At 55.4% G+C, this 22,392-nt stretch carries 20 protein-coding genes and 2 tRNA genes; 16 read left to right on the plus strand and 6 right to left on the minus strand.

The features are described from left to right. The first annotated feature begins 33 nt into the window (after positions 1-33). Both ACTJI7_RS21715 and ACTJI7_RS21720 read left to right on the plus strand, forming a co-directional pair. A tRNA-Asp gene (locus ACTJI7_RS21715) sits at positions 34-110 on the plus strand. Between the two features lie 54 nt (positions 111-164). Next, a tRNA-Trp gene (locus tag ACTJI7_RS21720) sits at positions 165-240 on the plus strand. Positions 241-339: 99 nt separating this feature from the next. On the opposite strand, the gene hdfR is transcribed toward ACTJI7_RS21720, so the two are convergent. Beyond that, positions 340-1,161, minus strand: coding sequence for an HTH-type transcriptional regulator HdfR (hdfR, locus tag ACTJI7_RS21725; protein ID WP_028014823.1), 822 nt, complete (start codon positions 1,159-1,161; stop codon positions 340-342). A gap of 118 nt (positions 1,162-1,279) precedes the next feature. On the opposite strand from hdfR, the gene ACTJI7_RS21730 reads away from it, so the two are divergent. Then, positions 1,280-1,618 (plus strand): DUF413 domain-containing protein, encoded by a 339-nt coding sequence (locus tag ACTJI7_RS21730; protein WP_008501577.1) that lies wholly within the window; start codon positions 1,280-1,282, stop codon positions 1,616-1,618. 27 nt (positions 1,619-1,645) lie between these two features. On the opposite strand, the gene ACTJI7_RS21735 is transcribed toward ACTJI7_RS21730, so the two are convergent. Beyond that, on the minus strand, positions 1,646-3,166 hold the full coding sequence (locus tag ACTJI7_RS21735) for a YifB family Mg chelatase-like AAA ATPase (RefSeq protein ID WP_440670999.1): 1,521 nt from the start codon (positions 3,164-3,166) through the stop codon (positions 1,646-1,648). 341 nt (positions 3,167-3,507) lie between these two features. Between ACTJI7_RS21735 and ilvL the strand changes: the two genes are divergently transcribed. From ilvL to ilvA, 7 genes are all read left to right on the plus strand, one after another. Beyond that, entirely contained in the window at positions 3,508-3,606 is a 99-nt protein-coding gene (gene ilvL / locus ACTJI7_RS21740) for an ilv operon leader peptide (RefSeq protein ID WP_001311244.1), read from the plus strand. Positions 3,607-3,692: 86 nt separating this feature from the next. Continuing rightward, positions 3,693-3,743 carry a peptide IlvX gene (gene ilvX / locus ACTJI7_RS21745; protein WP_166792073.1) on the plus strand — a complete coding sequence of 17 codons (51 nt, stop codon included), beginning with the start codon at positions 3,693-3,695 and terminating at the stop codon, positions 3,741-3,743. A gap of 2 nt (positions 3,744-3,745) precedes the next feature. Then, a complete protein-coding gene (gene ilvG / locus ACTJI7_RS21750; protein ID WP_069733812.1) occupies positions 3,746-5,392 on the plus strand; it encodes an acetolactate synthase 2 catalytic subunit in 1,647 nt (548 codons plus the stop codon). Further along, on the plus strand, positions 5,389-5,652 hold the full coding sequence (gene ilvM / locus ACTJI7_RS21755; RefSeq protein ID WP_006179206.1) for an acetolactate synthase 2 small subunit: 264 nt from the start codon (positions 5,389-5,391) through the stop codon (positions 5,650-5,652). The genes ilvG and ilvM overlap by 4 nt, the downstream gene beginning before the upstream one ends. Positions 5,653-5,671: 19 nt before the next feature. After that, positions 5,672-6,601: a branched-chain-amino-acid transaminase gene (ilvE, locus tag ACTJI7_RS21760; RefSeq protein ID WP_003860182.1), complete on the plus strand. Its 930-nt coding sequence runs from the start codon at positions 5,672-5,674 to the stop codon at positions 6,599-6,601. Positions 6,602-6,661: 60 nt separating this feature from the next. Continuing rightward, positions 6,662-8,512, plus strand: a complete 1,851-nt coding sequence (ilvD, locus tag ACTJI7_RS21765; RefSeq protein ID WP_047366694.1) for a dihydroxy-acid dehydratase — start codon at positions 6,662-6,664, stop codon at positions 8,510-8,512. A gap of 2 nt (positions 8,513-8,514) precedes the next feature. Further along, positions 8,515-10,059: a threonine ammonia-lyase, biosynthetic gene (ilvA, locus tag ACTJI7_RS21770; protein ID WP_032660750.1), complete on the plus strand. Its 1,545-nt coding sequence runs from the start codon at positions 8,515-8,517 to the stop codon at positions 10,057-10,059. Here ilvA and ilvY read toward each other — a convergent pair. After that, positions 10,056-10,946 (minus strand): HTH-type transcriptional activator IlvY, encoded by an 891-nt coding sequence (gene ilvY / locus ACTJI7_RS21775; protein ID WP_088204696.1) that lies wholly within the window; start codon positions 10,944-10,946, stop codon positions 10,056-10,058. The two genes, ilvA and ilvY, sit on opposite strands and share 4 nt — an antisense overlap. Positions 10,947-11,098: 152 nt before the next feature. Here ilvY and ilvC point away from each other — a divergent pair, with 152 nt between their 5' ends. Continuing rightward, positions 11,099-12,574, plus strand: coding sequence for a ketol-acid reductoisomerase (ilvC, locus tag ACTJI7_RS21780; protein WP_021242831.1), 1,476 nt, complete (start codon positions 11,099-11,101; stop codon positions 12,572-12,574). Positions 12,575-12,660: 86 nt separating this feature from the next. Here ilvC and ppiC read toward each other — a convergent pair whose 3' ends face one another. Beyond that, positions 12,661-12,942, minus strand: coding sequence for a peptidylprolyl isomerase PpiC (ppiC, locus tag ACTJI7_RS21785; protein WP_004886861.1), 282 nt, complete (start codon positions 12,940-12,942; stop codon positions 12,661-12,663). Positions 12,943-13,027: 85 nt separating this feature from the next. Between ppiC and rep the strand changes: the two genes are divergently transcribed. Next, positions 13,028-15,052 (plus strand): DNA helicase Rep, encoded by a 2,025-nt coding sequence (rep, locus tag ACTJI7_RS21790; protein ID WP_028014817.1) that lies wholly within the window; start codon positions 13,028-13,030, stop codon positions 15,050-15,052. A 51-nt stretch (positions 15,053-15,103) separates the two neighbouring features. Here the strand turns inward: rep and gppA are convergent, their stop codons facing one another. Both gppA and rhlB read right to left on the minus strand, forming a co-directional pair. Next, positions 15,104-16,588, minus strand: coding sequence for a guanosine-5'-triphosphate,3'-diphosphate diphosphatase (gene gppA / locus ACTJI7_RS21795; RefSeq protein WP_047366695.1), 1,485 nt, complete (start codon positions 16,586-16,588; stop codon positions 15,104-15,106). Positions 16,589-16,594: 6 nt separating this feature from the next. Then, complete coding sequence (rhlB, locus tag ACTJI7_RS21800; RefSeq protein ID WP_028014815.1) at positions 16,595-17,863, minus strand: ATP-dependent RNA helicase RhlB; 1,269 nt, start codon at positions 17,861-17,863, stop codon at positions 16,595-16,597. Between the two features lie 144 nt (positions 17,864-18,007). Here rhlB and trxA point away from each other — a divergent pair, with 144 nt between their 5' ends. From trxA to wzzE, 4 genes are all read left to right on the plus strand, one after another. After that, positions 18,008-18,337 carry a thioredoxin TrxA gene (gene trxA / locus ACTJI7_RS21805; RefSeq protein ID WP_006179218.1) on the plus strand — a complete coding sequence of 110 codons (330 nt, stop codon included), beginning with the start codon at positions 18,008-18,010 and terminating at the stop codon, positions 18,335-18,337. 344 nt (positions 18,338-18,681) lie between these two features. Continuing rightward, the gene (gene rho / locus ACTJI7_RS21810) at positions 18,682-19,941 is read left to right on the plus strand and encodes a transcription termination factor Rho (RefSeq protein ID WP_008501566.1); all 1,260 of its coding nucleotides are present in this window, start codon (positions 18,682-18,684) and stop codon (positions 19,939-19,941) included. Positions 19,942-20,182: 241 nt separating this feature from the next. Beyond that, positions 20,183-21,286: a UDP-N-acetylglucosamine--undecaprenyl-phosphate N-acetylglucosaminephosphotransferase gene (gene wecA, locus ACTJI7_RS21815; RefSeq protein ID WP_028014814.1), complete on the plus strand. Its 1,104-nt coding sequence runs from the start codon at positions 20,183-20,185 to the stop codon at positions 21,284-21,286. A gap of 13 nt (positions 21,287-21,299) precedes the next feature. Then, the gene (gene wzzE / locus ACTJI7_RS21820; protein ID WP_028014813.1) at positions 21,300-22,346 is read left to right on the plus strand and encodes an ECA polysaccharide chain length modulation protein; all 1,047 of its coding nucleotides are present in this window, start codon (positions 21,300-21,302) and stop codon (positions 22,344-22,346) included. Positions 22,347-22,392 lie beyond the last annotated feature (46 nt).

The following is a 22,392-nucleotide window of genomic DNA, read 5'->3' on the forward strand; positions in this document are numbered from 1 at the left end:
GCATTAATCCGGTGGTTACAAGCAGTCTTCGGTGGAGCGGTAGTTCAGTCGGTTAGAATACCTGCCTGTCACGCAGGGGGTCGCGGGTTCGAGTCCCGTCCGTTCCGCCACTTATTAAGACATTAAGCCTGCCAGTAATGGCAGGCTTAATGGCAAAAAACTTTAGGGGCGTAGCTCAGTTGGTAGAGCACCGGTCTCCAAAACCGGGTGTCGCGAGTTCGAGTCTCTCCGCCCCTGCCATATAGAATCCTTTGCTTCGGCAAAGGATTTTTTTTTGCCTGAAACCCGATGAGATTTCAGCATTCTTAAATGCAGCCAGCGTCCCTGCTGGCCTCAGCATCAATCCATTACATTGATTTTTAATAGATCTTTTATTTGCGATTGCTTGTCGCTATTTTGCAACCAAATCGCATACAGCGGCCGCGAAAGGGTAGTGGAATCCACCACGGTATGCAGTCCAGGCTTGGTATCTGCCCAACGGACTGGTAACCAGGTGCAACCCTTCAGCAAGGGGAGTTGCTGACAGGCAATCTCGGCAGAACTGGTTGTTAACTGTGGAACATCATCAGGTGCGATCAATCCCGTCTCATGTTGCTGAAAATCAGGTCCCCACTCCAGCCGCAAATAGGTCAGGTCTGCTTTCATCTTTGAAGGTTCAGAAGCATAAAGAGCCAGACCGAACTGTCCAACAATCTGGCTGCTAAATTCGTCCATCTTGGGGGCTTCTGTAGTGATCAGCAGATCCAACTGACGCTCATGAAGTTGCTTAACCAGCGACTGACGTTGCGCAATTCTGGCTTCAAATTGTAAATGCCCATGGGAGTGATATAGCCGGGTAAGCCACTGACTGAGCATGCATTCCCACAGAGATGCGCTGGCACCTATCGAGAACTCGTTGTGCCTCGACGTATGCGCAACCTCTTTGCGCGCTGCCTGCCAGGTATTCATCAATGTCTCCGCATACGGAAGAAGTTTTTCACCGGCAGGCGTGAGGCGGATATTGTTGCGATGGCGGGTAAAAAGATTCACACCCAGTTGATTTTCCAGCTGTCGAATACGAAAACTGACTGCTGACTGCGTCAGGTAAAGGGCTTCTGCGGCTCGCCCGAAGTGACGCGTTCTACTCACTTCAAGGAAAGTTTTTAGCAATTCCGTATCCACATCTTTCTCCGCAAAATAATTTGTCGTTATGATTTAAATGTTTTGTTTTACACTCTGTCAAGCGTAACTAATACTCCGCGCCATAAATAGCTCGGCCAAAGAATTAGGAGCGTGTAGGATGGCGGAAAGCTTTACGACGACTAATCGTTTTTTCGACAATAAACATTATCCGCGCGGGTTCTCTCGTCACGGCGATTTCACCATCAAAGAGGCGCAGCTGCTTGAGCGTCATGGTTATGCCTTTAACGAGCTGGATCTGGGTAAACGTGAGCCTGCAACTGAAGATGAAAAACAGTTTGTCTCAGTGTGCCGTGGTGAGCGTGAGCCGCAGTCTGAAGCAGAACGTGTATGGATCAAGTACATGGCTCGCATTAAGCGTCCAAAACGTTTCCATACGCTGTCTGGCGGTAAACCGCAGATGGAAGGTGCAGAAGACTACACCGAGTCTGACGACTAATAAAAAAAGGGGCTACGGCCCCTTTTTTTATGCCAGTAACTTTTGCAGATGCAAAAGCAAACGATCGATCGCCCGATAGCTCAGCGCTTCCTGCAAGTGTTTCCTCGCAATATCAGTACAGCCCTCCACGTCCGCAATGGTTCTGGCTACTTTTAACAAGCGCTGCCACGCACGTATGGAAAGCCCAAAGCGCGTCAACGTCTCCTCCAGCCAAGCCGCATCTTCAACGTTAAGAGAACAAAACTGTCGGATCCCTGCATTATCCAGTCGTGCATTCAGCCTGTTTTGACGGGCATACTGTCTCGCCTGTGCCGCGATAACCCGCTCGCGAACATGCGCGGAGCTTTCACCCAGTTTATCCGTCTGCCTGAGCAGGCCCGCCGGCGGAAGGGGGATTTCCAGTGATAAATCGAAACGGTCGAGAAACGGGCCAGACAGCTTTCCCAGATAGCGCAGCGTCTGCTCTGGCGTACAGCGGTTATGGTTGCCCTGATAATGCCCCGTCGGACTGGGGTTCATCGCCGCCACGAGCTGAAAACGGGCGGGATAGCTTATTTTGGCTCGCGTGCGTGAAATATGTATCTCACCGGATTCAATGGGCTCCCTCAGTGCATCCAGCACGCGGCGCTCAAACTCAGGCAACTCATCGAGAAACAGAATGCCATTATGTGCCAGCGAGATCTCACCCGGCCCCGGAATAGACCCACCACCGACCATTGCCGTCAGTGACGCGCTATGATGCGGGGAACGAAAGGGACGTCGACGCCACTGTTTGTGCAACGACGTCGAACCGATCAGGCTATAGATGGCGGCGCTTTCCAGCGCTTCATGGTTATTAAGCGGCGGGAGCAACCCGCTTAGCCTGCTCGCCAGCATGGTTTTGCCTGTACCCGGCGGGCCAATCAGCAGGAGATTGTGCCCACCCGCTGCCGTAATCTCCAGCGCCCGTTTCCCTTGCTCCTGTCCCATGATCTCGCTGAGGTCTTCTGGCGCATCCGCTATAGCCTCGTCGCACTCTTCCGGCTCGGAAAGTTCATGGCGGCCTTCCAGCCAGGCGCACACTTCCTGAAGATGCCCGGCGATGAGACATCCCTTTTCTGCAATAAGACTCACTTCTGATGCGTTTTCATTGGCCACAACGATTTGCCGCCCTGCACGTATGGCTTCCAGCGCTCCCGATATCGCACCGGGAACGCCTCTCAGTGCGCCTGTGAGCGCGAGTTCACCCACGAACTCATACGAGCCTAGCCTGGTCGTATTAAGCTGCTCAGAAGCCGCGAGAAGCGCAATTGCGATAGGTAAATCGTATCGCCCACCCTCTTTGGGCAGGTCAGCGGGAGCAAGGTTGATGGTGATCTTCTTTGCGGGGAAGGTATAACCGCTGTTTATTATTGCGCTACGAACGCGGTCCCTGGCCTCTTTAACCGTGGTTTCAGGTAACCCGACAAGCGTGAGTCCGGGCAGCCCATTACTCAAATGAACCTCTACGGAAATAAGCGGAGCCTTTACCCCGAGAGCTGCTCGCGTATAAACAACTGACAGTGACATTTGTACTACCTCCTGGTCTGACTATGCCAGTGCCTGTTTTCTCTGTTTAGCGTCTTTTTACGTATTTACGCCGCCTGTTCAGAGATTTTCAGGGAGCATTGAAACCATTGCATCACCGTGGAAGCACACTCGTAAAATGTAAAAAGGCGCGCTTCAACGGTTAGATCTGCAATAAAAAAATGAAAAATATTCACTTCCAAATTTCCTCATATAAAACAATGCGTTCATAAAATTTGGTTCGCTTGCTAACCAAATCCTTCATAAATAAATCTTGTGTTTGATTTAAAAACTGTGATAACTCTTTAGGTATTCCTTCGAACAAGATGCAAAAAGAACTGAAAATGACAGCCCTTCTACGAGTGATTAGCCTGGTCGTGATTAGCGTGGTGGTGATTATTATCCCACCGTGCGGGGCTGCACTTGGACGAGGAAAGGCTTAGAAATCAAGCCTTAACGAACTAAGACCCCCGCACCGAAAGGTCCGGGGGTTTTTTTATGACTAAAAAACTTAAATGAGGAGCAGAGAATGACGACTAGCACAAAATTCTGTTTCTCCAGATTTATGACGGGGAACTAACTATGAATGGGGCACAATGGGTAGTACATGCGTTGCGCGCGCAGGGAGTCGAAACCGTATTCGGTTATCCGGGTGGCGCAATTATGCCGATTTACGATGCACTGTATGACGGCGGCGTGGAACACCTCTTGTGCCGACACGAGCAGGGCGCAGCGATGGCAGCCATTGGTTATGCCCGCGCGACAGGTAAAACCGGTGTGTGCATGGCGACCTCAGGTCCGGGTGCAACGAACCTGATCACCGGCCTGGCTGACGCGCTGCTCGATTCCGTTCCTGTCGTGGCGATTACCGGTCAGGTGGCCTCTCCGTTCATCGGCACCGATGCCTTCCAGGAAGTAGACGTCCTCGGCTTATCGCTGGCCTGCACCAAGCACAGCTTCCTCGTTCAGTCCCTCGAAGAGCTACCGCGCGTGATGGCCGAAGCGTTCGAGGTTGCCAGTTCTGGCCGTCCTGGCCCGGTTCTGGTGGATATCCCGAAAGATATCCAGGTTGCACCTGGCGATCTGGAGCCGCATTTCTCCACCGTGAAAAGCGACGATGCGTTTCCGCATGCAGAGGTTGAAGAGGCGCGTCAGATGATGGCGCAGGCGAAGCAGCCGATGCTGTACGTCGGCGGCGGGGTGGGGATGGCGCAGGCTGTTCCGGCGCTTCGCGCGTTCCTTGCAACCACGCAAATGCCCGCCACCTGCACTCTGAAAGGTCTGGGTGCGGTAGACGCGGACTACCCGTACTACCTCGGCATGCTGGGAATGCACGGCACTAAAGCGGCAAACCTGGCGGTGCAGGAGTGCGACTTGCTTATCGTCGCAGGCGCCCGTTTCGATGACCGCGTCACCGGCAAGCTGAATACCTTCGCGCCGAATGCCAAAGTGATCCATATGGATATCGACCCGGCGGAGATGAACAAACTGCGTCAGGCGCACGTGGCGTTGCAGGGCGATCTTAACGCGCTGTTACCGGCGCTGGAGCAGCCGCTGGATATCAACGCATGGCGTCAGCACACCGCAGACATGCGCGCTGAGCATGCCTGGCGTTACGATCACCCAGGCGATGCCATCTATGCGCCGCTGCTGTTGAAGCAGTTGTCCGACCGTAAACCCGCCGACAGCGTGGTGACGACGGATGTGGGCCAGCATCAGATGTGGTCAGCCCAGCACATGACCTACACCCGCCCGGAGAACTTCATCACCTCCAGCGGCTTAGGCACGATGGGCTTTGGCCTGCCGGCAGCCGTTGGCGCACAGGTGGCCCGCCCGAACGATACCGTGATCTGTATCTCCGGTGACGGCTCCTTCATGATGAACGTTCAGGAGCTCGGCACCGTGAAGCGCAAGCAGTTACCGCTGAAGATCGTGTTGCTCGATAACCAGCGTTTAGGGATGGTTCGCCAGTGGCAGCAGCTGTTCTTCCAGGAGCGTTACAGCGAAACAACCCTGACCGATAACCCCGATTTCCTCACCCTGGCCAGCGCCTTCGGCATTCCTGGCCAGCACATCACCCGTAAAGACCAGGTTGAAGCGGCACTCGACACCATGCTGTCAAGCGAAGGGCCATACCTGCTTCATGTCTCAATCGACGAGCTTGAGAACGTCTGGCCGTTGGTACCGCCCGGTGCCAGTAACTCACAAATGCTGGAGAAATTATCATGATGCAACATCAGGTCGCCGTGCAGGCTCGCTTCAACCCGGAAACGTTAGAACGCGTATTGCGCGTGGTTCGCCACCGTGGCTTTCAGATTTGCTCTATGAATATGGAAACGGCCACCGATGCCCAGAACATCAGTATCGAATTAACCGTTGCCAGCCCGCGGTCGGTCGACTTACTGTTTAGTCAGTTATCAAAGCTGGTAGACGTTGCCCATGTTGCCATCTGCCAGAGCACAACCACATCACAACAAATCCGCGCTTGAGCGCGACAGGACGAAAAAAATGACGACAAAAAAAGCTGATTACATTTGGTTCAACGGTGAGATGGTTCGCTGGGAGGACGCGAAGGTCCACGTGATGTCCCACGCGCTGCATTACGGTACCTCCGTGTTTGAAGGCATCCGTTGCTACGATTCTCACAAAGGGCCAGTGGTGTTCCGCCATCGCGAACACATGCAGCGTCTGCATGACTCAGCCAAAATTTATCGTTTCCCGGTCTCTCAAAGCGTTGATGAGCTGATGGAAGCCTGCCGCGAAGTGATTCGCCAGAACAAACTGACCAGCGCCTATATTCGTCCGCTGGTCTTCGTGGGTGACGTGGGCATGGGCGTGAACCCGCCAGCCGGTTACAACACCGATGTGATCATTGCTGCGTTCCCGTGGGGCGCCTACCTGGGCGCAGAAGCACTGGATCAGGGGATCGACGCAATGGTTTCTTCCTGGAACCGCGTGGCGCCAAACACCATCCCGACTGCCGCAAAAGCGGGCGGTAACTACCTCTCCTCACTGCTGGTCGGCAGCGAAGCGCGCCGCCACGGCTATCAGGAAGGCATCGCCCTCGACGTGAACGGCTACATCTCAGAAGGCGCGGGCGAAAACCTGTTTGAAGTAAAAGACGGCATTCTGTTTACTCCGCCGTTCACCTCTTCCGCGCTGCCGGGCATCACCCGCGACGCGATCATCAAGCTGGCGAAAGATCTGGGTATCGAAGTGCGCGAGCAGGTGCTGTCCCGCGAATCCCTCTACCTGGCAGACGAAGTGTTCATGTCCGGTACCGCGGCTGAAATCACGCCGGTTCGCAGCGTCGACGGTATCCAGGTGGGCGAAGGCCGCTGTGGCCCGGTCACCAAGCGCATTCAGCAAGCGTTCTTTGGCCTCTTCACCGGCGAAACAGAAGACAAATACGGCTGGTTGGATCAGGTTAATCACTAAATATAAATGTGGGACGGCACGCACCGTCCCATTAAATAGTCAGACGGGAGTCAATAAAGCATGCCTAAGTATCGTTCAGCCACCACCACCCACGGCCGTAACATGGCGGGTGCCCGCGCATTGTGGCGCGCCACCGGAATGACCGACGCCGATTTCGGCAAGCCGATTATCGCCGTGGTGAACTCCTTCACCCAGTTTGTACCGGGCCACGTGCATCTGCGCGATCTCGGTAAGCTGGTTGCCGAGCAAATCGAAGCCTCCGGCGGCGTGGCGAAAGAGTTCAACACCATTGCGGTGGATGACGGTATCGCAATGGGCCACGGGGGAATGCTCTATTCGCTGCCGTCGCGCGAGCTGATCGCCGACTCGGTGGAGTATATGGTCAACGCCCACTGCGCCGATGCGATGGTCTGTATCTCCAACTGCGACAAAATCACCCCGGGGATGCTGATGGCCTCCCTGCGCCTGAACATTCCGGTGATCTTCGTCTCCGGCGGTCCCATGGAGGCGGGTAAAACCAAGCTCTCCGACAAAATCATCAAGCTCGACCTGGTCGATGCGATGATCCAGGGCGCAGACCCGAAAGTCTCTGACGAACAGAGCGATCAGGTGGAACGCTCCGCGTGCCCGACCTGCGGCTCCTGTTCCGGCATGTTCACGGCCAACTCCATGAACTGCCTGACCGAAGCGCTGGGCCTTTCCCAGCCGGGCAACGGCTCGCTGCTGGCGACCCACGCCGACCGTAAGCAGCTGTTCCTCAACGCCGGTAAACGTATCGTTGAGCTGACCAAACGCTATTACGAGCAGGACGATGCCAGCGCGCTGCCGCGCAATATCGCCAGTAAAGCGGCGTTCGAAAACGCCATGACGCTGGATATCGCCATGGGCGGCTCCACTAACACCGTTCTGCACCTGCTGGCCGCCGCGCAGGAAGCCGAAATCGACTTCACCATGAGCGACATCGACAAGCTCTCCCGCAAAGTGCCGCAGCTGTGTAAAGTCGCGCCGAGTACCCAGAAGTACCACATGGAAGACGTGCACCGCGCGGGTGGCGTCATCGGTATCCTGGGCGAGCTGGATCGCGCCGGGCTGCTGAACCGCGACGTGAAAAACGTCCTCGGCCTGACGCTGCCGGAATCGCTGGACCAGTACGACGTGATGCTGACCAAAGACGACGCGGTGAAAAAGATGTTCCGCGCCGGTCCGGCCGGTATTCGCACCACCCAGGCGTTCTCGCAGGATTGCCGCTGGGACACGCTGGATGACGACCGTGCTGAAGGCTGCATCCGCTCGCTGGAGCACGCCTACAGCAAAGACGGCGGTCTGGCGGTGCTGTACGGTAACTTTGCAGAAAACGGCTGCATCGTGAAAACCGCAGGCGTGGACGACAGTATCCTGAAATTCACCGGTCCGGCGAAAGTGTACGAAAGCCAGGACGAGGCGGTAGACGCCATCCTCGGCGGCAAAGTGGTGGAAGGCGACGTGGTTGTCATTCGCTACGAAGGGCCGAAAGGCGGCCCGGGCATGCAGGAGATGCTCTACCCAACCACCTTCCTGAAATCGATGGGCCTCGGTAAAGCCTGCGCGCTGATCACCGACGGGCGTTTCTCCGGCGGCACGTCTGGTCTCTCCATCGGCCACGTCTCCCCGGAAGCGGCAAGCGGCGGCAACATCGCGATCATCGAAGATGGCGACCTGATCGAAATCGACATTCCGAATCGCGGCATTCAGCTGAAGCTGAGCGACCAGGAGATTGCGGCCCGTCGTGAAGCGCAGGAAGCGCGCGGCGACAAAGCCTGGACGCCGAAAGATCGCCAGCGTGAAGTCTCCTTCGCCCTGCGCGCCTACGCGAGCCTTGCAACCAGTGCAGATAAAGGCGCGGTGCGCGATAAATCTAAACTTGGGGGCTAATGATGGCCGAGTCACAACCCTTATCCGCCGCCCCTGAGGGGGCGGAATACCTGAGAGCGGTGCTACGCGCGCCGGTCTATGAAGCCGTGCAGGTCACGCCCCTGCAAAAAATGGAAAAACTCTCCTCGCGCCTCGACAACGTCATTCTGGTGAAGCGCGAAGACCGCCAGCCGGTACACAGCTTTAAGCTGCGTGGCGCCTACGCGATGATGGCGGGGCTGACGGATGAGCAGAAAGCGCGCGGCGTCATTACCGCGTCGGCGGGCAACCACGCCCAGGGCGTGGCATTCTCCTCGGCCCGTTTAGGGCTGAAGGCGCTGATCGTGATGCCGGTTGCCACCGCGGATATCAAAGTCGACGCGGTGCGCGGTTTTGGCGGGGAAGTGCTGCTCCACGGCGCGAACTTTGACGAAGCCAAAGCCAAAGCGATCGAGCTGGCGCAGCAGCAGGGCTTTACCTGGGTGCCGCCGTTCGATCACCCGATGGTGATTGCCGGGCAGGGCACGCTGGCGCTTGAGCTGTTGCAGCAGGATGCCCATCTCGACCGCGTCTTCGTCCCAGTGGGCGGCGGCGGGCTGGCCGCAGGCGTGGCGGTGCTGATTAAACAGCTGATGCCGCAGATCAAAGTCATCGCCGTTGAGGCGGAAGACTCTGCCTGCCTGAAGGCGGCGCTGGACGCCGGTCATCCGGTAGACCTGCCGCGCGTCGGGCTGTTTGCCGAGGGCGTGGCGGTGAAGCGCATTGGCGATGAAACGTTCCGTCTGTGCCAGGAGTATCTGGACGATATCGTCACCGTCGACAGCGACGCCATCTGCGCGGCGATGAAAGATCTGTTCGAGGACGTGCGTGCGGTGGCGGAACCCTCCGGCGCGCTGGCGCTGGCGGGGATGAAAAAATACATCGCGCAGCACAACATTCGCGGCGAGCGGCTGGCGCACGTGCTCTCTGGTGCGAACGTGAACTTCCACGGCCTGCGCTACGTTTCCGAGCGCTGCGAGTTGGGCGAACAGCGTGAAGCGCTGCTGGCGGTGACGATTCCGGAAGAGAAGGGCAGCTTCCTCAAGTTCTGCCAACTGCTGGGGGGACGTTCGGTAACGGAGTTCAACTACCGCTTTGCCGATGCGAAAGATGCCTGCATTTTTGTCGGCGTGCGTCTGAGCCGGGGCGTGGAAGAACGTAAAGAGATCCTCAGCCTGCTGCACGATGGCGGCTACAGCGTGGTCGATCTGTCCGATGATGAAATGGCTAAGCTGCACGTGCGTTATATGGTTGGCGGGCGTCCCTCAAAGCCGCTCCAGGAACGCCTGTTCAGCTTCGAGTTCCCGGAATCACCGGGCGCGTTGCTCAAGTTCCTGCACACGCTGGGCACGCACTGGAACATCTCCCTGTTCCACTACCGCAGCCACGGCACCGACTACGGTCGCGTGCTGGCGGCGTTCGAACTGGGCGAGCACGAGCCGGATTTCGAAACGCGCCTGAACGAACTGGGCTATGAATGTCATGACGAAACCCATAACCCGGCGTTCAGGTTCTTTCTGGCTGGCTAGTGGTTCGGCAATATCGTCCAGAACGCATCAATAAGCGGCTCATGCAGCCGCTTTTTTTGTGCGCACACGCCTAGCTCAAACGGCGTCTTCTCGTCGCTGCGCTCCAGAATCATCACGCGATTACGCACCGGTTCCGGGCTGTTTTCCAGCACTACTTCCGGCAGCAGCGCCACGCCGCAGCCAAGCGCCACCATCGACACCATCGCCTCATGACCGCTAACGGTGGCGTAAATCGACGGATTGCTGATTTTCTGACGGCGGAACCACAGCTCGATGCGGCGGCGCACCGGCCCCTGATCGGCCATGATAAACGGCACCGTCGACCAGTCCGGTTTTTCTACCGATACCTGATTACGCACCGGGCAGGGCAGCGCCGGGGCAATCAGCACCACCGCCAGATTCTCCAGCATCGAGAACGCCACCGCGCCCGGCAGGGTTTCGGGTTTTCCGGCGATGGCGAGATCCGCTTCGCCGGTCACCACTTTTTCCATTGCGTCGGCGGCGTCGCCGGTGGTGAGCTTAATTTCAACCGACGGATGCGCTGCGCGGAAGCGGTCGAGAATGGGGGGCAGATGGCTGTAGGCGGCGGTCACGGAGCAAAAAATATGCAGCTCACCGGAGAGTGATGGCCCCTGCTGATCAATAGAGTGCCGCAGCTGCTGGTACTGTAACAGCGTCTGCTGGGCAAAGATGCGCAGCTCGTCGCCTGCTTCCGTAAGGGTAACGGTACGGTTATCGCGCACGAAAAGCGGCTGGCCGAGGTCTTCCTCAAGGCGCTGGATCTGGCGCGAAAGCGTGGACGGGCTGACGTGCATCGCCCGGGCGCTGCGGCCAAAGTGACGGCTTTCCGCCAGGTGCAGGAACATTTTTAGATCGCGTAAATCCACCGATTCCACTCCCTCTTTTTACATTGCAAAAATTGCAATGTGACGTTGTGAATATATCAATTTCCGCAATAAATTTCCTGTTGTAATGTGGGTACATTCTCGCTGAAACGCGAACCGAACAATAAGACACACAACATCACGAGGTATCACCCATGGCTAACTACTTTAATACACTGAACTTGCGCCAGCAGTTGGCGCAGCTGGGCAAATGCCGCTTCATGGCGCGCGATGAATTTGCCGATGGCGCGAGCTACCTTCAGGGTAAAAAAGTGGTCATCGTCGGCTGTGGCGCACAGGGTCTGAACCAGGGCCTGAACATGCGTGACTCCGGTCTGGATATCTCTTACGCCCTGCGTAAAGAAGCGATTGCCGAGAAGCGCGCTTCATGGCGTAAAGCGACTGAAAACGGCTTCAAAGTGGGTACCTATGAAGAGCTGATCCCGCAGGCGGACCTGGTCGTTAACCTGACGCCAGACAAGCAGCACTCTGACGTGGTGCGTTCCGTACAGCCGCTGATGAAAGACGGCGCCGCGCTGGGTTACTCCCACGGCTTCAACATCGTTGAAGTGGGCGAGCAGATCCGTAAAGACATCACCGTAGTGATGGTGGCGCCGAAGTGCCCGGGTACCGAAGTGCGTGAAGAGTACAAGCGTGGCTTCGGCGTGCCGACGCTTATCGCAGTTCACCCGGAAAACGATCCGAAAGGCGAAGGCATGGCGATTGCCAAAGCCTGGGCTGCGGCGACCGGCGGTCACCGCGCTGGCGTGCTGGAATCTTCCTTCGTTGCGGAAGTGAAATCTGACCTGATGGGCGAGCAGACCATTCTGTGCGGCATGCTGCAGGCGGGTTCTCTGCTTTGCTTCGACAAGCTGGTGGAAGAAGGTACCGACCCGGCATACGCAGAAAAACTGATTCAGTTCGGCTGGGAAACCATCACCGAAGCGCTGAAGCAGGGCGGTATTACGCTGATGATGGACCGTCTGTCCAACCCGGCAAAACTGCGTGCTTACGCCCTGTCTGAACAGCTGAAAACCATTATGGCGCCGCTTTTCCAGAAACATATGGACGACATCATCTCCGGCGAATTCTCTTCCGGCATGATGGCGGACTGGGCCAACGACGACAAGAAACTGCTGACCTGGCGTGAAGAGACCGGTAAAACCGCGTTCGAAACTGCGCCGCAGTATGAAGGTAAAATCGGCGAGCAGGAGTACTTCGATAAAGGCGTACTGATGATTGCGATGGTGAAAGCAGGCGTTGAGCTGGCGTTCGAAACCATGGTGGATTCCGGCATCATCGAAGAGTCGGCGTACTACGAATCTCTGCACGAGCTGCCGCTGATCGCGAACACCATCGCCCGTAAGCGTCTGTACGAAATGAACGTGGTTATCTCTGATACCGCAGAATACGGTAACTATCTGTTCTCTTACGCCTGCGTACCGCTGCTGAAAGAGTTCATGACCACACTGCAGACAGGCGATCTGGGCAAAGCGATTGCGGAAGGTGCCGTGGATAACGCGCAGCTGCGCGACGTAAACGAAGCGATTCGCAGCCACCAGATCGAGAAAGTGGGCCACAAACTGCGTGGCTACATGACCGATATGAAACGTATTGCTGTAGCAGGTTAACAACCTTGTCGGGTGGCGCTTCGCTTACCCGACCTACAAAAACGTAAGATGTAGGCCGGGTAAGGCGCAGCCGCCACCCGGCTTTTTTATTTGCGATACAGCACTTTAATAATGTGATAACCGAACTGAGTATGCAGCGGACCGGTTGGCTCCAGCACCGGGCAGGAGAAGACCACTTTATCGAACGCCGGAACCATCTGGCCCTGACGGAATTCGCCTAAATCGCCGCCACGCTTGCCGGACGGGCAAATAGAGTGCTTCTTCGCCAGCTTGCCGAAGTCGGCGCCGTTTTTGATTTGCTCCAGAAGATCCAGAGCCAGTTTCTCTTCTTTAACAAGAATATGCAGTGCTGCTGCTGTTTTTGCCATGATCGTGCCTTGAGTGGTATGGATTAGGCTCGCTATACTACCACGCTGTTATTCTCCCCTCCTGACTTTCATTGAGCGATCATTTATGCGTTTAAATCCCGGACAACAACAAGCCGTCGAATTTGTAACCGGACCGTGTCTGGTGCTGGCGGGCGCAGGATCCGGTAAAACGCGCGTCATCACCAATAAGATTGCGCACCTGATCCGCGGCTGCGGCTATCAGGCCCGCCACATTGCGGCGGTTACCTTTACCAACAAAGCGGCGCGCGAGATGAAAGAGCGTGTTGGCCAGACGCTGGGGCGCAAAGAGGCGCGCGGGCTGATGATCTCTACCTTCCACACGCTGGGGCTGGATATCATTAAACGTGAATACGCCGCGTTGGGGATGAAATCCAACTTTTCGCTGTTCGATGACACCGACCAGGTGGCGTTGCTCAAAGAGCTCACCGAGGGGCTGATCGAGGATGATAAGGTGCTGTTGCAGCAGCTGATCTCAACGATCTCGAACTGGAAAAACGATCTGATGACCCCGGCCCAGGCTGCGGCGATCGCCAAAGGCGAACGGGATCGGATCTTTGCCCACTGCTATGGTCTGTACGACGCGCACATGAAAGCGTGCAACGTGCTGGACTTCGACGATCTGATCCTCTTGCCGACGCTGCTTTTACAGCGAAATGAAGAGGTGCGCGAGCGCTGGCAGAATAAAATCCGCTACCTGCTGGTGGATGAATATCAGGACACCAACACCAGCCAGTACGAGCTGGTGAAGCTGCTGGTGGGGCAGCGCGCGCGCTTCACCGTGGTTGGCGATGATGACCAGTCAATTTACTCCTGGCGCGGCGCACGCCCGCAAAACCTGGTGCTTCTGAGCAAAGATTTCCCCGCGCTGCAGGTGATTAAGCTGGAGCAGAACTACCGTTCCTCCGGGCGCATCCTGAAGGCGGCAAACATCCTGATTGCCAATAACCCGCACGTTTTTGAAAAGCGTCTCTTCTCCGAGCTTGGCTACGGTACGGAGCTGAAGGTGCTCAGCGCCAATAATGAAGAGCATGAGGCGGAGCGCGTGACGGGTGAACTGATCGCCCACCACTTCGTCAATAAAACCGAATACAAGGATTACGCGATCCTCTATCGCGGCAATCACCAGTCGCGCGTCTTTGAAAAGATGCTGATGCAGAACCGCATTCCGTACAAAATTTCCGGCGGCACTTCGTTCTTCTCGCGGCCAGAAATTAAAGATCTGCTGGCCTATCTGCGCGTGCTCACGAACCCGGATGACGACAGCGCGTTTCTGCGCATCGTGAATACACCAAAGCGCGAGATTGGTCCGGCGACGCTGCAAAAGCTAGGCGAATGGGCGATGACCCGCAATAAGAGCCTGTTTACCGCCAGCTTTGATATGGGGCTGAGCCAGACGCTGACGGGGCGCGGGTATGATAATTTAACCCGCTTCACCCACTGGCTGGGTGAAGTGCAGCGCCTGGCTGAGCGCGAGCCCGTGGCGGCGGTACGCGATCTGATCCACGGCATTGACTACGAATCCTGGCTGTACGAAACCTCTGCCAGTCCGAAAGCGGCAGAAATGCGTATGAAAAACGTTAACCAGCTTTTTAGCTGGATGACCGAAATGCTGGAAGGCTCTGAGATAGATGAGCCGATGACGTTAACGCAGGTGGTCACCCGCTTTACCCTGCGCGACATGATGGAGCGCGGCGAGAGCGAAGAAGAGGCCGACCAGGTTCAGCTGATGACGCTGCATGCGTCAAAAGGGCTGGAGTTCCCGTATGTGTATCTGGTCGGTATGGAAGAAGGTTTATTGCCGCACCAGAGCAGCATTGATGAAGATAATGTCGACGAGGAGCGCCGTCTGGCCTACGTGGGGATCACCCGCGCGCAAAAGGAGCTGACGTTCACGCTCTGTAAAGAGCGCCGTCAGTACGGTGAACTCGTGCGCCCGGAACCCAGCCGTTTCCTGCTGGAACTGCCGCAGGACGATCTGATCTGGGAACAGGAGCGCAAAGTGATTACCGCGGAAGAGCGGATGCACAAAGGACAGGCTAACGTGGCGAACATTCGCGCCATGCTGGCAAAAGCTAAAGAGAAGGGATAATGATGAGTAGGCCGGGTAAGGCGAAGCCGCCACCCGGCAGTGTTCAGCGTATTACTTCACCTCAAGCACCCAGTGCACATAGCTCTGCCACTGGCACTCCTGCTCGATCATCTCTGCCCCAAGCGGGTGATTCTCAATCCAGTTTTCCGGCAGCGTCAGCGTCAGCTTCTCATCATCGGCTAGCAGATTAATGGCGGGTAATAAATCATCGCGGCGGCGGCTGGCAAACAGAATTGCCAGACGCAGCAGGCGACACAGATGCTCGGCCACGCGCGGCGGTACGGCATTTTGCTGATGCAAAGAGGAGAGATCGACGGCGTTGGTCTGGTTCAGCAGCAGCGTTGCAAGCAGTTTTTTCTGTGCGGGCGTGTAGCCCGGCAAATCCAGGTTGCGCACCAGATACGCTGCGTGAGCAGGTGCCTGCTTAAAATCTATGCTGAGCCCCACCTCGTGCAGCGCACAGGCGCTCAGCAATAAATCGCGGCTCAGATGATCAAGATCCCAGGCGTTAGCGACCTGGTCGGCAAAGCGTGATGCCAGCTGTGATACGCGGCCAGCCTGATCGATATCAACCAGAAATCGACGCTGCACGTTGCGCAGCGTACGGTTGCGGATGTCCTGATCCACCGACAGATGCAGCATCCCGTAGACCAGACCTTCGCGCAGCGCGCCGCCGGCCAGGGTCATACACTGGATATTTAGTTCGGTGAATATGGCGATCAGAATGGCCAGCCCGCTTGGGAAAACCAGGGCACGTTCCAGCGTCAGGCCTTCAATTTCCAGCTCTTCCAGACGTCCGCATTGAATGGCACGCTGTTTAAGCTGCTGAAGTTTGGCAAGCGTGATCCGCTCGTCCATGCCCTGCGCCATCATGATTTCCTGCAGGGCCTGCACGGTACCCGAAGCCCCAACGCAGACTTTCCAGCCGTGATAGCGCAGTTCGTCCATTACCGGGCGTAGCACTGCGCGCGCGGCGTTTTCCGCCTCGTCGAAGTTCTCTTTACCCAGATTCCGGTCAGTAAAGTAACGTTCAAGCCAGGTTACGCAGCCCATCGACAGGCTGAACAGCGACGTCGCCTGCGCGCCGGTGCCGGTTACCAGTTCGGTACTGGCACCGCCGATATCCACCACCAGACGGCGATCGTCACCCCCGGTGGTGTGGGCAACGCCCTGGTAGATCAGGCGTGCTTCTTCTTCACCGCTGATAACCTGAACCGGACACCCCAGAATTTCCTGCGCTTTGGCAATAAAATCTACGGCGTTAACCGCCAGTCTGAGCGTCGCTGTGGCGACAACGGTGATTTGAGCATGCGGGATATCCTGCAGACGCTCAGCAAAGAGCCGCAGGCATTGCCAGCCACGTTCCATGGCTTCAGGCGAGAGGTAATTATCACTGCTCAGGCCCGCCGCGAGGCGGACCTTGCGCTTAATGCGCGTCAGCGTTTGTATGCTTCCCGCCACCTCACGCACAACCAGCATATGAAAACTATTCGAACCGAGATCAATTGCCGCATAGAGCGAGGTGGAGCTGAGCATAATGTATTAACCTGAACGACGACGATTACGCGGTGCGCCGCCTGAACGACGCGGACCATTGCCGGAGCGCGGGCGGGATAGACGCTTAGGCGGCGGCAGTTCGCTTAACAGCGCTTCCGGATTGTATTTACTCTGCGGAATAGAGTGACCGATGTAGGTCTCAATGGCTGGAAGATTCAGCGCATACTCTTCACACGCAAGGCTAATCGAGTGACCGCTTGCGCCCGCACGACCGGTACGACCGATACGGTGTACGTAGTCTTCGCAGTCGTCTGGCAGATCGTAGTTAAAGACGTGCGTCACGGCCGGAATGTGTAAACCACGTGCCGCCACATCGGTTGCGACCAGAATATCAAGATCGCCACGGGTGAACTCGTCGAGGATCCGAAGGCGTTTTTTCTGCGCCACGTCGCCGGTCAACAGGCCAACACGGTGACCGTCGGCAGCCAGATGGCCCCAGATGTCTTCACAGCGGTGTTTAGTGTTCGCGAAGATAATGGCGCGATCGGGCCACTCTTCTTCAATCAACGTTTGCAGCAGACGCATTTTCTCTTCATTGGAAGGATAGAAGAGCTCTTCTTTAATGCGGTGGCCCGTTTTCTGCTCCGGCTCCACTTCCACATACTCGGCGTTGTTCATCTGCTCGAACGCCAACTCGCGTACGCGATAAGAAAGGGTGGCAGAGAACAGCATGTTCAGGCGCTGATTTGCCGGCGGCATGCGGCGGAAAAGCCAGCGGATATCTTTAATGAAGCCCAGATCGTACATGCGGTCAGCTTCATCAAGCACCACAACCTGGATGGCGCCGAGGTTGATATGGTTCTGTTTGGCGTAGTCGATAAGACGGCCGGTGGTCCCAATCAGGATATCCACGCCGCTTTCCAGCACTTTCAGCTGCTTATCGTAGCCGTCGCCGCCATAGGCCAGGCCAAGCTTCAGACCAGTAGCCTGTGCCAGGGGTTCAGCGTCTGCATGGATCTGTACCGCCAGTTCTCGCGTCGGGGCCATAATTAGCGCGCGCGGCTGGTTAACTTTGCGGTCTGCAATCGCTGGGTGAGAAAGTAAATAATGGAACGTTGACGTTAAAAACGCCATCGTTTTGCCGGTACCGGTTTGCGCCTGCCCTGCAACATCGCGACCGGCCAGCGTCAGCGGCAGGGCGAGAGCCTGAATGGGCGTGCAGTTATGAAACCCTTTTGTTTCAAGGGCTTCGATCACTTTTGGGTGCAGGGCGAAGTCGGAAAACTTCTGTTCTGTTAAATGTGTTTTGCTCATAGTGTGGTAGAATATCAGCTTACTATTGCTTTACGAAAGCGTATCCGGTGAAATAAAGTCAACCTTTAGTTGGTTAATGCGACATCAACACGTCGTTGGTGGAGACAAAACCAACGTACCAGGCTTATTCCTGTGGAGTTATATATGAGCGATAAAATTATTCACCTGACTGACGACAGTTTTGACACGGACGTACTTAAGGCTGACGGGCTGATCCTCGTCGATTTCTGGGCTGAATGGTGTGGTCCTTGCAAAATGATCGCCCCGATTCTGGATGAGATCGCTGACGAATATCAGGGCAAACTGACGGTTGCCAAGCTGAACATCGACCAGAACCCGGGCACCGCACCGAAATACGGTATCCGTGGCATCCCGACCCTTCTGCTGTTCAAAAACGGCGAAGTGGCGGCGACCAAAGTGGGCGCGCTGTCCAAAGGTCAGCTGAAAGAGTTCCTGGACGCTAACCTGGCGTAAGGTTTCTCCGCTGTGCGTCCAGAGCCCTCGGCTAAATGATGTGGAACTCTGGACGCCCGGCTGAAGTCGTGCTAAGTTAGCTATGACTTCGTTTTAAACATATCTATTGTTTGAATCTTGTTTTACCCGATACTTCCCTTTGTTGACATGAACAATGCGTGAAGTGGCTAAATTCCGGGCTTGTCACTCAATCCGTCTTGTCGTTTCAGTTCTGCGTTCTTTCCCTGTGACCAGACAGCGAACAGACATGAGGTGATGGCCGCTAAACAGGCATGGATGACCCTGCCATACCATTCACAACATTAAGTTCGAGAATCACTCCGAGTTTAAGAACCCACACCATTATGAATCTTACCGAATTAAAGAATACGCCGGTTTCTGAGCTGATCACTCTCGGCGAAAATATGGGACTGGAAAACCAGGCTCGTATGCGCAAGCAGGACATCATTTTCGCCATCCTGAAGCAGCACGCTAAGAGTGGCGAAGATATCTTTGGCGACGGTGTGCTGGAGATATTGCAAGACGGATTTGGTTTCCTCCGCTCTGCAGACAGCTCCTACCTCGCCGGCCCTGACGACATCTACGTATCCCCCAGCCAAATCCGCCGTTTCAACCTCCGCACTGGTGACACCATTTCAGGTAAGATTCGTCCTCCTAAAGAGGGTGAACGCTACTTTGCGCTGTTGAAAGTCAATGAAGTTAACTTCGATAAACCAGAAAACTCGCGTAACAAGATCCTCTTTGAGAACTTAACGCCTCTGCACGCGAACTCTCGCCTGCGCATGGAGCGTGGTAACGGTTCTACCGAAGACTTAACCGCGCGCGTCCTGGATCTGGCATCGCCAATCGGTCGCGGCCAGCGTGGTCTGATTGTGGCTCCGCCGAAAGCGGGTAAAACCATGCTGCTGCAGAACATCGCGCAGAGCATTGCCTACAACCACCCAGACTGCGTGCTGATGGTGCTGCTGATTGACGAACGTCCGGAAGAAGTGACCGAGATGCAGCGTCTGGTTAAAGGTGAAGTGGTTGCTTCTACCTTCGACGAGCCAGCATCTCGCCACGTTCAGGTTGCGGAAATGGTTATCGAGAAGGCGAAACGCCTGGTTGAGCACAAGAAAGACGTGATCATCCTGCTTGACTCTATCACCCGTCTGGCGCGTGCCTACAACACCGTGGTGCCAGCTTCCGGTAAAGTGTTGACCGGTGGTGTGGACGCTAACGCCCTGCACCGTCCAAAACGCTTCTTCGGTGCGGCACGTAACGTGGAAGAGGGCGGTAGCCTGACCATCATCGCAACGGCGCTGATCGATACCGGCTCCAAAATGGACGAGGTTATCTACGAAGAGTTTAAAGGTACAGGTAACATGGAACTGCACCTCTCTCGTAAGATCGCTGAAAAACGCGTCTTCCCGGCTATCGATTACAACCGTTCCGGTACCCGTAAGGAAGAACTGCTCACCACGCAGGAAGAGCTGCAGAAAATGTGGATCCTGCGCAAAATCATCCATCCAATGGGTGAAATTGACGCGATGGAGTTCCTCATTAACAAACTGGCGATGACCAAAACCAACGACGATTTCTTCGACATGATGAAGCGCTCGTAACGTAAATAAAGCCAGCGAACGCCACGTTTTTACGTGGCGTTTTTCTTTTATGGACTATACGCTAGTATCGCCTACTCCCAATTTTGACCGGTCAGTGCGACAATAAGATAATTCGCACAGTAAAAACATTAATAGCTTGAATAATAAACAAATGGAATTGTAAGAGGTTTGCTTTATAACTTCAGGCGCGGCCCCTTGATGGTTATACTTCCTTGACTAACATTTGTTGAGAACATCCATTGTGAACCTACTTGATACGTTTACTGAACTAACCAGTATTTTCTTGTTTACCACCTGCTTTTTGTTTCTGGCACGTAAGGTTGCAAAATATCTGGGCTTAGTGGATAAACCCAACTTCCGTAAACGTCATCAAGGCATGATCCCTCTGGTCGGTGGCATCTCTGTTTTTGCGGGGATCTGCTTCACTTTTGCTATTGCAGATTACTATATTCCGCATGCCAGGCTTTATCTCATATGCTCAACAGTTCTTGTTGTGATTGGTGCGCTGGACGATAGATACGACATCAGCGTCAAAATCCGCGCTTTCGTTCAGGCAGCTGTCGCTATTGCAATGATGGTGTTTGCTAAGTTGCACCTGAGTAGCCTGGGCTATATTTTCGGGGCCTGGGAGATGGAACTCGGCCCATTCGGCTATTTCCTGACACTTTTTGCCGTGTGGGTGGCGATTAACGCGTTCAACATGGTTGACGGTATTGATGGTTTGCTTGGTGGCCTGTCCTGCGTCTCATTTGCCGCCATTGGTTTCATTTTATGGTTCGATGGGCAATATAGCCTTGCTATGTGGTGTTTCGCCATGATTGCTGCCATCCTGCCTTATATCCTGTTAAATCTCGGCGCATTGGGCCGACGCTATAAAGTCTTCATGGGCGATGCGGGTAGCACGCTTATCGGCTTTACTGTCATTTGGATCTTGCTGGAAACCACTCAGGGCGATGTGCATCCCATCAGCCCGGTAACGGCGCTATGGATTATTGCCATCCCCTTAATGGATATGGTTGCGATTATGTATCGCCGCCTGCGTAAAGGAATGAGTCCATTCTCTGCTGACCGTCAGCACATTCATCATTTGATCATGCGAGCCGGATTCACTTCCCGGCAGGCATTTGTGCTTATTACGCTGGCGGCTGCTATTCTAGCGGGGATTGGCGTGACGGCGGAATATACGCACTTTGTGCCTGAGTGGGCCATGTTGGTATTGTTCTTGCTAGCATTTTCTCTCTACGGCTACTGCATTAAGCGCGCATGGAAGGTGGCGCGATTCATTAAACGTATTAAGCGCAGGATGCGACGTAACAGTAGCAAAAACACAACATTAACTAAGTAAAACCGGGACTATGATGACTCAACCGTTGGCGGGAGCGAAATCAGTGGTAACAGAGAATGAACTGGACATTCGGGGTTTGTTTCGCGTGTTATGGGCAGGCAAACTTTGGATTGTGGGGATCGCGCTGGGGTTTGCACTGTTAGCGCTAGCCTACACGTTCTTTGCAAAACAGGAGTGGAGCGCCACGGCAATCACGGACAGACCCACGGTTAACATGCTCGGAGGATACTACTCCCAGCAGCAGTTCCTGCGAAACCTGGATATTAAAGCCAGCCTTGCCACCCCGGACCAGGCTTCCGTTATGGATGAGGCCTACAAAGAGTTTGTGATGCAGCTGGCCTCGTGGGATACGCGCCGCGATTTCTGGTCCCAGACAGATTACTTTAAGCAGCGTCGGGTTGATAACACCAAAGCCGATGCCGCGCTGCTGGACGATCTGATTAACAATATTCAGTTCATGCCAGGCGACGTGCTGCGTAACGTCAACGACAGCGTCAAGCTGATTGCCGAAACCGCCCCGGATGCAAACAACCTGTTGCGCCAGTACGTCGCGTTTGCCAGCCAGCGTGCCGCCAGCCATCTGAATGAAGAGCTTAAAGGCGCCTGGGCAGCGCGCACTATCCAGATGAAGGCGCAGGTCAAACGTCAGGAAGAGGTGGCAAACGCCATTTTTGCGCGCCGCGTGCATAACATTCAGCAGGCGCTGAAAATTGCGGAGCAGCACAACATTTCCCGCACTGAGACGGATGTTCCGGCTGATGAATTGCCTGATTCTGAAATGTTCCTTCTTGGTCGCCCAATGCTGCAGGCGCGTCTGGAAAACCTGCAGGCCGTTGGGCCTGATTTTGATCTCGACTACGATCAAAACCGCGCGATGCTTAACACGCTTAATGTCGGTCCCTCCCTGGACCCGCGTTTTCAGACCTATCGTTATTTGAGAACGCCTGAAGAACCTGTAAAACGCGACAGTCCGCGCCGCGCATTCCTAATGATCATGTGGGGTATTGTGGGTGCACTCGTTGGTGCTGGCGTGGCGTTAACGCGTCGTCGTACAAACTAAGAACGCCGTTTACGATGAAGGCTGCGAACTTCATCGCCTAATCGAA

The sequence above is a fragment of the Enterobacter sp. 22499 genome (assembly GCF_052044815.1).
GTDB classification, from domain to species: domain Bacteria; phylum Pseudomonadota; class Gammaproteobacteria; order Enterobacterales; family Enterobacteriaceae; genus Enterobacter; species Enterobacter bugandensis.